This window comes from Polaromonas sp. SP1, assembly GCF_003711205.1.
GTDB lineage: Bacteria > Pseudomonadota > Gammaproteobacteria > Burkholderiales > Burkholderiaceae_C > Polaromonas.
The window spans coordinates 2,403,628-2,415,917 of record NZ_CP031013.1 but is presented as its reverse complement, the minus strand read 5'-3'; the positions used below and the strand labels follow the sequence as shown (position 1 = coordinate 2,415,917).

Here is a 12,290-nt window from a genome sequence, read left to right as displayed (position 1 = left end):
CGCTGTTTACTTGGGCAACAGCACCTTGTCGACGACGTGGATCACGCCGTTGGACTGGTAGACGTCGGCGATGGTCACGGTGGCCGAGCCGCCTTTTTCATCCGTCACCATGACCTTGCCGCCCATGGCCTTTGCCGTCAGCGTGCCACCGGCCACTGTTTTCAGCGAGGCAGAACCCTTGCCATCGGATATCGCCTTGGTCAGTGCGGCGGCGTCCATCTTGCCGGCCACCACGTGGTAGGTGAGGATGCCGGTCAGCATGCCCTTGTTTTCAGGCTTGAGCAGGGTGTCGACCGTGCCGGCAGGCAGCGCTGCGAAAGCGGCGTTGGTCGGTGCGAACACGGTGAACGGGCCCGGGCCCTTGAGCGTGTCGACCAGGCCGGCAGCCTTGACGGCGGCGACCAGCGTGGTGTGGTCCTTGGAGTTGACGGCGTTGTCGATGATGTCCTTGCTGGCGAGCATGGGCGCACCGCCCACCATGACTTGTGCGAAAGACGGAATGGCCGCGAACGACAGTGCGATGGCAACGCCGATGGACGCGAGTTTGTGTTTTGTCTGCATGTGAATTTCCTTTAAACGTGTTGAAGCAAAAGGCCGAACGAAGTCGTGCCGTGAGCCGAAATCAGGATGATTCAAGCGGCTGTAATGAATACGGCAGTGCAGCCCCGCTGGATTCAAAACAGATGCAGCCTCAACACTTTTGCATGCGCATTGCTGGCAACAAAGCGTAAGCACGCGCGAAGAAACGCCCACGAACGGGCGGAAAAAACCTCAGGCGGCGCGTTCGAAGAAAGCGCGCACGGCCTGCGGATAAATCAAATGCTCTTGCGTGAGTACGCGTGCGGCCAGCGTCTGGGCCGTGTCGCCCGGCAGCACCGGCACCACGGCCTGGGCCAGCGTGGGGCCGTGGTCCAGCTCGGCCGTCACCTGGTGCACTGTGCAACCCGCCACTGTGCAGCGGGCGTCGATGGCGCGCTGGTGCGTGTTCAGGCCGGTAAAAGCCGGCAGCAGCGACGGATGGATGTTGATCAGCCGCCCCGCATAGTGCTGCACAAAGCCGGGCGTCAGGATGCGCATAAAGCCCGCCAGCACCACCAGCGCCGGCGTGTGCACGTCGATCTGCGCCATCAGTGCGGCGTCAAAGGCCTCGCGCGAGTCAAACGCGGTGTGCGGCACCACCGCGGTGGCAATGCCCAGGCTTTTAGCCAGCGCCAGCCCCGCGGCCTCCGGCTTGTTGCTGATGACGGCCGCCACCTGCACGCCCCAGCGGCTGCGCCAGTCTTCTTTGTCGGCGGCCCGGGCGATCACGGCCATGTTGGAGCCGCTGCCCGAGATCAGGATGACGATGTTTTTATTCGCGCTTGGCATAGCCCTCTAGTTTAGAACCTGCTCACGGCCTAAACGGGGCCGCGCAAGCGCCTTCTCGGGATGGGGTGCAAGGCGCGGCGCGCTGCCCATAGCACCGCTATGGGTTAGCGCCGCAACGCCGCAGACCGCCCGAGAAGGCACTTGCCCTCCGGGTTGGGGTGACGCAAACGCGGTCGCGTTTGCATCCCCATTGGGGCAGCCGCACGACGCCCAGCCGGCCGGCTGGGCGGTCGGGCGATTGAGCCACCCGGGCCCTTGCATGGACATTAGTCCATGCGGCGTTCCCGATCGGCCCACTCATCCCGATTGCACCCCAACGCGGCCCCGTTTAGACCGTGAGCAGGTTCTTAACGCCACCGACACTCGGGGCTTCTGCGGCGGTCCCCACCCCAATGTCCCACCTGAGACATAAAATTCCGAACGACCGTGCTAAAAATAAAACATTGCAGGCCACCCGCCCTGGGCCCTGCCAACCGCTGGAGACAAACCCGCCATGGATTTAGCTTTCACCCCTGAAGAACAGGCTTTTCGCGACGAGATACGCGCCTGGGTTCACGCCAACCTGCCCAAAGACATCTCGCACAAGGTGCACAACGCCCTGCGGCTGACGCGTGACGATATGCAGCGCTGGGCCAAGATCCTCGGCAAAAAAGGCTGGCTGGGCCACGGCTGGCCCAAGGAATTCGGCGGCCCGGGCTGGAACGCCGTGCAAAAGCATTTGTTTGAAGAAGAATGCGCGCTGGCCGGCGCGCCGCGCGTCGTGCCCTTCGGCCCGGTGATGGTGGCGCCCGTGATCATGGCCTTTGGCAGCCCCGAGCAGCAAAAGCGCTTTTTGCCCGGCATCGCCAGCGGCGAAGTCTGGTGGAGCCAGGGCTACAGCGAACCGGGTTCGGGCTCTGACCTCGCGTCCGTCAAATGCCGGGCTGAACGCCAGGGCGACAAATACATCGTCAACGGCCAGAAAACCTGGACCACGCTGGGCCAGTACGGCGAATGGATTTTCTGCCTGGTGCGCACCAGCACCGAAGGCAAACCGCAAACCGGCATTTCGTTTTTGCTGATCGACATGAAGTCGCCCGGCGTGACGGTGCGCCCCATCGTGCTGCTCGACGGCGAGGCCGAGGTCAACGAGGTCTGGTTCGACAACGTCGAAGTGCCGGCCGAAAACCTGATCGGTGAAGAGAACAAGGGCTGGACCTACGCCAAGCACCTGTTGAGCCACGAGCGCACCAATATTGCCGACGTGAACCGCGCCAAGCGCGAGCTCGAGCGCCTCAAGCGCATCGCCAAGGCTGAAGGCGTGTACGACGACCAACGCTTTCGCGACGAAATCGCCAAGCTCGAAGTCGACGTCGTGGCGCTGGAAATGCTGGTGCTTCGCGTGCTGTCGGCCGAGAAATCAGGCAAGAACTCGCTGGACATCGCGGGCCTGCTCAAGATTCGCGGCAGCGAGATCCAGCAGCGCTACAGCGAGCTGATGATGCTGGCCGCCGGCCCCTTCAGCCTGCCCTTTATCGAAGAAGCCATGGAAGCCGGCTGGCAGGGCGACTTCCCCGGCGGCCTGCCCGGCGATGCACCGCTAGCCTCCACTTACTTCAACATGCGCAAGACCACGATTTACGGCGGCTCCAACGAGGTGCAACGCAACATCGTCTCGCAAGTCGTTCTCGGTTAAACCGGTTTAAAGGAAAGCATCATGGATTTCGATTTCACCGACGACCAGGAACAACTGCGCGACGCCGTGCGCAAATGGGTCGACAAGGGCTACGACTTTGAACGCCGCCGCGGCATCGCCAAGGCGGGCGGCTTCTCGCGCGAGGCCTATGGCCAGATCGCCGAACTGGGCCTGACCGGCCTCTACATCCCCGAAGCCGACGGCGGCCTGGGCATGGGCCCGGTAGAGGGCATGGTCGTGATGGAAGAGCTGGGGCGCGGCATTGTGCTGGAACCTTTTGCGCAAACGCTGATTGCCGGCGCCGTGCTGTCCGGCTACGCACCGGAGGCCGTCAAGTCCGCCTGGCTGCCGAAAATCGCCGCGGGTGAAGCGCTGGTGGTGTTGGCTTACCAGGAACGCGCCGCCCGTTACGACTTTGAAAAATGTGAAGCAAAAGCGGCTGCAGCCCAGGGTGCATATGCACTGACTGCTACAAAAAGCATAGTGCCGGCGGGTGACCAGGCGGACGCCTTCATCGTGCCGGCCATGGCCAACGGCAAGCTGGCGCTCTTCCTCGTTGAGCGCACGGCAGCCGGCGTGACGACCCGCGGCTACGGCACACAAGACGGCGGCCGCGCCGCGGAAGTGACGCTGAAAGACGCACCGGCCGCATTGATCACGCTGGACGGCCTGACGGCCCTGGCGCACGCCGTCGACATCGGCATCGCCGCCGCCTGCGCCGAAGCCGTGGGCGTGATGGACAAGACGCTGGCCATCACCGTCGAGTACATGAACACCCGCAAGCAGTTCGGCGTGGCCATCAGCAGCTTCCAGGCGCTGCGCCACCGCGTGGCCGACATGAAGATGCAGCTGGAGCTGGCGCGCTCGATGAGCTACTACGCCTCACTCAAGCTCAACGCCCCGGCCGACGAGCGCACCCGTGCGCTGGCGCGCGCCAAGTACCAGCTGGGGGTGTCCATGCGCTTTGTGGGCCAGCAGGCGGTGCAGCTGCACGGCGGCATCGGCGTGACGGATGAATACATCGTGAGCCACTACTTCAAGAAGCTGACGCAGCTGGAAATGACGTTTGGCGATACGCTGCACCACCTGGGCGAGGTGTCGGAGCGGATGCAGGAGACCGCTGGCGTCTTTGCCTGAACCGTTACCGAAACGTCACCCGTGCAGGCGTGACGTTTTCGGGATATGCGCCATCAAGAACTCCATCTGGTCCGCCAGGATGCGGCGGTTGCGCAGGATGAAGTCTTCCCAGAGGCTGGGCACATAAGGGGTGTAGAGCAGCGGCATGTGGGCCTGTTCGGGCGTGCGGCTGCTTTTGCGGTGGTTGCAGGCGCGGCAGGCGGTCACCACGTTCATCCAGGTGTCTATGCCTTTTTGGGCAAACGGGATGATGTGCTCGCGCGTCAGGTCTTCTTCATGGAAGTGCCCGCCGCAGTAGGCGCACACATTGCGGTCGCGGGCGAACAGCTTGCCGTTGGTCAGGCCTGGTTTCAGGTCAAACGGGTTGATGTTGGGCACGCCCTTGGTGCCGATGATGCTGTTGACCGTGATGATCGACTGCTCACCGGTGATGGCGTTGTGGCCGCCATGGAAGGTGACAACCCGAGCGCCCATCTCCCAGCGAACCTCGTCGGCCGCGTAGTGCAACACGGCTTGTTCAAGGCTGATCCAGGATTGCGGCAATCCCTGGGCTGAGAGCTTCAAGACCTTCAAAACGAACCTCCATCATGGTGGATGCCGCGTGAAACGCAGCGTTCGGCTGACTGGGTGGGCTGACTGTGTATCAATATACAGTGAAATGATGACAAAGCGGCCCAAATCCCGCATTAACCACGTTCAGGCCCCAGCCGACCGGGCCCGGGCGCTACAAAAACGATAATTGCCCCATGAAAATTTTCCGCGGCTACCACCATCCCCAGCTGGCGGCGCACTGCGCCCTGACCATCGGCAACTTCGACGGTGTGCACCGCGGCCACCAGGCCATGCTGGCCCTGCTGAAGAACGAAGCCCAGCACCGCGGCGTGCCCAGTTGCGTGATGAGTTTTGAGCCCCATCCGCGCGACTACTTTGCCGGTGTGGCCCACAAACCCGAACTGGCCCCCGCCCGCATCGCCACGCTGCGCGACAAGCTCACCGAGCTGGCGCGCTGCGGCATCGACCAGTGTGTGGTGCTGCCCTTCAACGCCGCGCTGGCCTCACAGCCCGCCGAAGCGTTTATCGAAGATGTACTGATCAAAGGCCTGGGCGTGCAATACGTGCTGGTGGGCGACGATTTCCGTTTTGGCGCCAAGCGCGCGGGCGACTATGCCATGCTGGACGCCGCCGGCGACCGCCTGGGTTTTGATGTCGCCCGCATGAACAGTTACGAAGTGCGCGGGCTTCGGGTGTCCAGCTCCGCCGTGCGGGAGGCGCTGGCCGAAGGCCGGATGGACCGGGTAGCCGCCCTGCTCGGGCGGCCTTACAGCATCTCCGGGCATGTGGTGCACGGCCGCAAACTGGGGCGCGACCTGGGCTTTCGCACCCTCAATTTGCGGTTTTCGCACTGGAAACCGGCCGCCAGCGGGATTTTTGCAGTGCAGGTGCACGGCCTGGCCGGCCAGCCCCTTCCCGGCGTGGCCAACCTGGGCATCCGGCCCTCGCTGGACCCGGCCGACGTCAATGGCGGGCGGGTGCTGCTGGAGACCCATTGCCTCGAATGGCCCGCCAGCCTTGGGCCCGAGGGGGCATACGGTAAAATCATCCGCGTGGAACTGCTTCATAAACTGCACGACGAACTGAAGTACGACAGCCTGGACAGCCTGAAAGCAGGCATCGCCAAGGACTGCGACGAGGCGCGGGCGTTTTTTGCCTCCATGCACACGGAAACCAGCCGCCAGACCACGCGCGACCGAATTTAGACGATCTCGTCGCCTCTGCGCTCGCCCTGCCTTCCGCCCGGCGAGCGGCTTTATCCCCACCGTATTTCCGGCGGGCCGGCCTCTTCAGGCTGCCCTCACAAAGCATTCCAAAAGCATTCCAAGAGCATCCCATGTCCGAAACCAAAACCGATTACCGCAGCACCCTCAACCTGCCCGACACGCCCTTCCCCATGCGCGGCGACCTGCCCAAGCGCGAAGCCGGCTGGACCAAAGAGTGGGACGAAAAAGGCATCTACAAAAAGCTGCGCGACGTGCGCGCCGGCAAGCCGAAGTTCGTGTTGCACGACGGCCCGCCTTATGCCAACGGCAAGATCCACATCGGCCACGCCGTCAACAAGGTCCTCAAAGACATGATCGTCAAGGCGCGCCAGCTCAAGGGCCTGGACGCAATCTACGTGCCCGGCTGGGACTGCCACGGCCTGCCGATCGAAAACGCCATCGAAAAACTGCACGGCCGCAACCTGCCACGCGACGAAGTGCAGGCCAAGAGCCGCGCTTTTGCCACCGAGCAGATCGCCGGCCAGATGGCCGACTTCAAGCGCCTGGGCGTGCTCGGCGAATGGGACAACCCCTACCGCACGATGGATTTCGCCAACGAAGCCAATGAAATCCGCGCGCTCAAACGCATCATGGAGCGCGGCTTTGTCTACCGCGGCCTGAAGCCGGTGTACTGGTGTTTTGACTGCGGCTCGTCGCTGGCCGAGTTCGAGATCGAATATGCCGACAAAAAATCGCAGACGCTGGACGTCGGCTTCAAATGCGCCGAGCCGCAAAAGCTGGCGCTGGCTTTCGGCCAGGCTGCGCTGCAGAAGGACGCCTTTGCCGTCATCTGGACGACGACGGCATGGACCATCCCCGCCAACCAGGCGCTGAACCTGAACCCCGAACTCGAGTATTCGCTGGTGGACACCGAGCGCGGCTTGCTGGTGCTGGCCTCGGTGCTGGTCGAAAAATGCCTTGAGCGTTTCCAGCTGGAAGGACGCGTCATCGCCGTCACCAAGGGTGCAAACCTCGAGAAGATCAACTTCGAGCATCCGTTTTACGACGTGGACCCTGGCTACCGCCGCTTCAGCCCGGTGTTCCTGGCCGACTACGCCACAGCCGACGACGGCACGGGTATCGTGCACTCGTCGCCCGCTTACGGCGTAGAGGATTTCAACTCCTGCGTGGCCAACGGCATTGCCTATGACGACATCCTCAACCCGGTGCAGGGCAACGGCCGTTATGTGGATGAGCTGCCGCTGTTCGGCGGGCTCAATATCTGGAAGGCCGCGCCGCTGGTCATCGACAAGCTGCGCGAGCACGGCCGCCTCTTTGCCACGCAAGACATCCTGCACAGCTACCCGCACTGCTGGCGCCACAAGACGCCGGTGATCTACCGCGCGGCAGCCCAGTGGTTTGTGCGCATGGACGAGGGCGAAGGCGTTTTCACCAAAGACAAGGCGCCGCAAACCCTGCGCAAGCTGGCCCTGGCCGCCATCGAGGAAACCAGCTTCTACCCCGAAAACGGCAAGGCCCGCCTGCGCGACATGATCGCCGGCCGGCCCGACTGGTGCATCAGCCGCCAGCGCAACTGGGGCGTGCCCCTGCCCTTCTTCATCCACACCGCCACGGGCGAGCTGCACCCGCGCACGATGGAAATCATGGAGCAGGCCGCAACCATGGTCGAAGCCGGCGGCATCGAGGCCTGGAGCAAGGCCACGGCCGAATCCATCATCGGCGCCGATGCGCCGGACTACATCAAGAGCACCGACATCCTCGACGTCTGGTTTGACTCCGGCACCACGCACGACCACGTGCTGCGCCACAGCCACGCCGCGCAATCGACCTGGCCGGCCGATTTGTACCTGGAAGGCCATGACCAGCATCGCGGCTGGTTCCACTCGTCGCTGCTCACCGCCTGCGCGATGTACGACCATGCGCCCTACAAGGGCCTGCTGACGCACGGCTTTACCGTGGACGGCAAGGGCCGCAAGATGAGCAAGAGCGAAGGCAATGTGGTGGTGCCGCAAGAAGTCAGCGACAAGCTGGGCGCGGAAATCATCCGCCTCTGGTGTGCCTCGACCGACTATTCGGGCGACCTGGGCATCGACGACAAGATCCTGGCCCGGGTGGTCGACGCCTACCGCCGCATCCGCAACACGCTGCGCTTCCTGATGGCCAACGTCAGCGACTTCGACCCGGCCAAGGACGCCGTGCCGTTCGACCAGATGCTGGAAATCGACCGCTACGCGCTGAGCCGCGCGTCGCAGCTGCAGGCCGACATCCTGGCGCACTACGAGGTGTATGAGTTCCACCCGGTGGTCTCCAAACTGCAGATCTATTGCAGCGAGGACCTGGGTTCCTTCTACCTCGACATCCTGAAAGACCGGCTCTACACCACCGGCCCCAAATCGCTGGCCCGCCGCAGCGCGCAGACCGCGCTCTGGCAGATCACGCACGCGATGCTGCGCTGGATGGCGCCTTTCCTCAGCTTCACGGCGGAAGAGGCCTGGAAGGTGTTCGGCTCGTCTGAATCGATCTTCATGGAAACCTACTCGGACTTTCCCGCGCCCAACGCGGCGCTGCTGGCCAAATGGTCGCGCATCCGCGAAGTGCGCGATGCGGTGAACAAGGACATCGAAGCCCTGCGCGCCGACGGCAAGGTGGGCTCGTCGCTGCAGGCCAACGTGGCGCTGGAAGTGGCGGCCGAAGACCACGCGCTGCTGGCCTCTCTGGGCGAAGACCTGAAGTTCGTCTTCATCACGTCCGCTATTGATTTAATAGCTTCAAGTGCAAGCGCAACGCGGGTTACAGCCAGTTCTGACACAAAATGCGAACGCTGCTGGCACTACCGCGCCGACGTGGGCCACGACCCGGCCCACCCGACGATTTGCGGCCGCTGCACCAGCAACCTGTTCGGCACGGGCGAAGACCGGAAATACGCGTAATGGCAAAAACGACTTTCACCCAATCGTCCAACTCCGTGCTGCCCTGGCTGGGCCTGGCGCTGATCCTGCTGATTGCCGACCAGTTCACCAAGGTGCTGATTTTGGGCTACTACAGCCTGGGCGACTCGACCTATGTGACCAGCTTCTTTAACGTCGTGCGGGTGCACAACACCGGCGCGGCGTTCTCCTTCCTGGCTTCGGCCTCGGGCTGGCAGCGCTGGTTCTTCACCGCCATCGGCATCGCGGCGGCGCTGTTCATCCTCTGGCTGCTGCGCTCGCACTCCGGGCAAAAGCTGTTCTCCTTCGCGCTGGCCTGCATTCTGGGCGGCGCGCTGGGCAACGTGATTGACCGCGCCCTGCACGGCTATGTGGTGGATTTCCTGCAGTTCCACTGGGCCGGCTGGTACTTCCCCTCCTTCAACATCGCCGACAGCGCCATCACCATCGGGGCGATCTGCCTGATCCTGGACGAATTGCTGCGGGTGCGCCACACGCGGTAATCAGGGTTGCGCCCGGGGCTTAGAACCCGTCTACGGTCTAAACGGGGCCGCGTTGGGGTGCAATCGGGATGAGTGGGCCGACCGGGAACGCCGCATGGGCTAATTCCCATGCAAGGGCCTGGATGGCTCAATCGCCCGATTTCACCCCAACCCGGAGGGCAAGTCCCTTCTCGGGCGGTCTGCGGCGTTGCGGCGCTAGCCCATAGGTGAACTATGAGCGTCGCACCGCGCCTTGCATCCCATCCCGAGAAGGTGTTTGCGCGGCCCCGTTTAGACCGTAGACGGGTTCTTAGGGGCCACTTCAGGGGTATAGTGGCCCCCTCAAGTTATGAAGCATCTGTTGAATCTTTTGGCGGCCATTGCGCTGCTTGTCTGGGGCACCCACCTTGTACGTACCGGCATCCTTCGGGTGTTCGGGGCCAATCTGCGCCACGTGCTGGCCGTCAGCATCAGCAACCGGCTCGCCGCCGCCGTCTCGGGCATAGGCGTCACCGCCCTGGTGCAGTCCAGCACCGCCACCTCCCTCATCGTTTCCTCTTTCGTCGGCCAGGGCCTGGTCACGCTGCCGCTGGCGCTGGCCGTCATGCTGGGCGCGGACATCGGCACCAGCCTGATGGCCGTGGTGTTTTCCTTTGACCTCTCCTGGCTTTCGCCGCTGTTTATCTTTGTCGGCGTGGTGCTGTTCATCTCGCGGCAAGACAGCAATGTCGGCCGCTTTGGCCGCGTGCTGATCGGCCTGGGCCTGATGCTGCTGGCGCTGCGGCTGGTCACGGACTCCACCGAGGTGCTGACACGGGCGCCGGCCGTCAAGGCGCTGCTGGGCTCGCTCAGCAGCGACCTGCTGCTGGAGATCACCGCCGGCGCATTCCTGGCCGTGGTGTCCTACTCCAGCCTTGCCATCGTGCTGCTGACCGCCACGCTGGCCGCGTCAGGTGTCATTCCGCTCGACGTGGCGCTGGGCCTGGTGCTGGGCGCCAACCTGGGCAGCGGCATGCTGGCGGTGCTGACCACGCTGCGCTCAACGGTGGAAGTGCGGCAGGTGCCGCTGGGCAACCTGCTGTTCAAGCTGCTGGGGGTTGCGATTGCGGCGCCCTTTATCGGCCTGTGGCTGCGCCATGTCCGGCCTTACCTGGGCGAGCCGGCGACCGTGGTGGTGCTGTTCCACCTGACTTTCAACGTGCTGGTGGGCGCTGTCTTCATCGGCTGGACGCAGGTGATTGCGCGCTGGGTTGAAAAGCTGCTGCCCAAGCCCGAAAAAAGCCAGGCACGCGGCCGGCCGCATCACCTGGATCCTTCGGCCCTGGCCACGCCGTCCTTGGCCATCTCTTGCGCCGCGCGTGAGGCCATGCACCAGGCCGACGTGGTGGAGACCATGCTGATGGGCGTGCTGGAGGTCATCCAGAAGAACGACCTGAAGCTCGCCGAAGACCTGCGCAAGATGGACGATGCCGTCGACGAGCTGTATTCGTCGATCAAGTACTACCTGACCAAGATCTCGCGCGAGGCGCTGGCCGAGGAAGAAAGCCGCCGCTGGACGGACATCATCAGCTTCACCATCAACATGGAGCAGATCGGCGACATCATCGAGCGCGTGCTGATCGACATCGAAGACAAGAAGATCAAGCCCGGCCGCAATTTCTCGGAAGCCGGCATGGCCGAGATCGTCGAGCTGCACGAGCGCCTGGTGGCCAACCTGCGCCTGGGCATGAGCGTGTTTTTGAACGGCACGGTGCGCGATGCGCAAAAGCTGCTGGAAGAAAAAGCCCGCTTTCGCGACCTGGAACGCGCCTATGCCACCACCCACCTGGGCCGGCTGTCGGCCAACACGGTGCAGAGCCTGGAAACCAGTTCGCTGCACATCGACCTGATCAGTGAGCTCAAGCGCATCAATTCGCACATCTGCTCGATCGCCTACCCGATCCTCGATTCGGCCGGGGCGCTGGCGCCCAACCGGCTGCGTTCGCCGGCGCTGACTGACCAGGCCTAGGGCAAAACCATCGCGTCCGAAAGGATCAGCGCCGCTTCGGTAGTGAACTCGCCCCGCTGCAGCGCCGCCAGCAAGTCTTCAGCGCCCATCAGGCGAAACTGCTCGACCTCGCCGTCCTGGTTGTCGGGCACCAGCCCGTCGGGCACGGTGCACACATACCAGTCGATGTCTTCCACCACATAGCCCGCGCCGTTGCCGTCGGTGGCCGGGCGCCGCGTCGTCAGGCGCCCGCCGTAGCGCATGCCCTGCAGTTCGGCCACATGCAGACCGGCTTCTTCCCAGGTCTCGCGCGTGAGCGCCGTGTCCACCGTGTCCGCGGCCGACACCATGCCGCCCATCAGCGTGTCCCACAGGCCCGGGTCGTTGGATTTGTTGAAGGCACGCTGCTGCACCCAGAAGCGGCCATCAGGCGCCTGGCCCACCAGGTGCACCGCCAGCGTGGTGATGCCCAAAGGCCGCACGGCCGCGCGCTCTACCGTGCCTTTGCGGTGGCCGAACTGGTCGGGCACGGCGAGCTGTTCGTTGCGCCAGGCGCCGGCCAGGCCGGCGTCGTGCAGCGCCACTGCGATCTGGTTCAGGCTCGTCGTCACATCGCCCATCAGGCGCCAGCCCAGCCGCTCCGGGTGCTCCTCTTTTAATAGCGGGTGGTGCATAGCCAACAAGGGCTGGAGGGCGATTTGATGTAAAAAATCGGGCTCGACCGAGCCGATGACGGATTCACCGGCCCAGAGCGGCACGCGCGGTCGCAGCGGCGGCACGATGGCGCCGGCGCGCAGGGTTTGCAGCCATTGGGGGTCGTAACTAAGCGGCGTCATGGGACTTGCGGGTGGCCTGGAGCTGGGGCGAATGTCAGTTTACCTTCGCCGGGTTTTATGGCGCCCTGCTTTTCAACCGTTCGGGCTGAGGTATCGAAGC

The 12,290-nt window shown here is 63.8% G+C and carries 10 protein-coding genes; 6 read left to right on the top strand and 4 right to left on the bottom strand.

Annotated elements, in window-relative coordinates; all coding sequences use genetic code 11:
• Positions 1–6: 6 nt before the first annotated feature.
• Both DT070_RS11485 and purN read right to left on the bottom strand, forming a co-directional pair.
• Positions 7–561 (bottom strand): fasciclin domain-containing protein, encoded by a 555-nt coding sequence (locus DT070_RS11485; protein WP_122955519.1) that lies wholly within the window; start codon positions 559–561, stop codon positions 7–9.
• A gap of 210 nt (positions 562–771) precedes the next feature.
• Positions 772–1,368, bottom strand: coding sequence for a phosphoribosylglycinamide formyltransferase (gene purN / locus DT070_RS11480; protein WP_122955518.1), 597 nt, complete (start codon positions 1,366–1,368; stop codon positions 772–774).
• Positions 1,369–1,861: 493 nt separating this feature from the next.
• On the opposite strand from purN, the gene DT070_RS11475 reads away from it, so the two are divergent.
• Positions 1,862–3,043, top strand: a complete 1,182-nt coding sequence (locus DT070_RS11475) for an acyl-CoA dehydrogenase family protein (protein ID WP_122955517.1) — start codon at positions 1,862–1,864, stop codon at positions 3,041–3,043.
• Between the two features lie 21 nt (positions 3,044–3,064).
• Positions 3,065–4,180 carry an acyl-CoA dehydrogenase family protein gene (locus tag DT070_RS11470; protein WP_122955516.1) on the top strand — a complete coding sequence of 372 codons (1,116 nt, stop codon included), beginning with the start codon at positions 3,065–3,067 and terminating at the stop codon, positions 4,178–4,180.
• A gap of 15 nt (positions 4,181–4,195) precedes the next feature.
• On the opposite strand, the gene DT070_RS11465 is transcribed toward DT070_RS11470, so the two are convergent.
• Entirely contained in the window at positions 4,196–4,753 is a 558-nt protein-coding gene (locus DT070_RS11465) for an HNH endonuclease (protein WP_122955515.1), read from the bottom strand.
• A 173-nt stretch (positions 4,754–4,926) separates the two neighbouring features.
• Here DT070_RS11465 and DT070_RS11460 point away from each other — a divergent pair, with 173 nt between their 5' ends.
• From DT070_RS11460 to DT070_RS11445, 4 genes are all read left to right on the top strand, one after another.
• Positions 4,927–5,937, top strand: coding sequence for a bifunctional riboflavin kinase/FAD synthetase (locus DT070_RS11460; RefSeq protein WP_122955514.1), 1,011 nt, complete (start codon positions 4,927–4,929; stop codon positions 5,935–5,937).
• Between the two features lie 131 nt (positions 5,938–6,068).
• Positions 6,069–8,888 (top strand): isoleucine--tRNA ligase, encoded by a 2,820-nt coding sequence (ileS, locus tag DT070_RS11455; RefSeq protein ID WP_122955513.1) that lies wholly within the window; start codon positions 6,069–6,071, stop codon positions 8,886–8,888.
• Positions 8,888–9,388: a signal peptidase II gene (gene lspA / locus DT070_RS11450; protein WP_122955512.1), complete on the top strand. Its 501-nt coding sequence runs from the start codon at positions 8,888–8,890 to the stop codon at positions 9,386–9,388. Before ileS ends, lspA begins: the two co-directional genes overlap by 1 nt.
• A 328-nt stretch (positions 9,389–9,716) precedes the next feature.
• Positions 9,717–11,375, top strand: a complete 1,659-nt coding sequence (locus DT070_RS11445) for a Na/Pi cotransporter family protein (protein ID WP_122955511.1) — start codon at positions 9,717–9,719, stop codon at positions 11,373–11,375.
• On the opposite strand, the gene DT070_RS11440 is transcribed toward DT070_RS11445, so the two are convergent.
• Positions 11,372–12,190: an NUDIX domain-containing protein gene (locus DT070_RS11440; RefSeq protein ID WP_122955510.1), complete on the bottom strand. Its 819-nt coding sequence runs from the start codon at positions 12,188–12,190 to the stop codon at positions 11,372–11,374. The genes DT070_RS11445 and DT070_RS11440 overlap by 4 nt on opposite strands.
• Between the last annotated feature and the right edge of the window lie 100 nt (positions 12,191–12,290).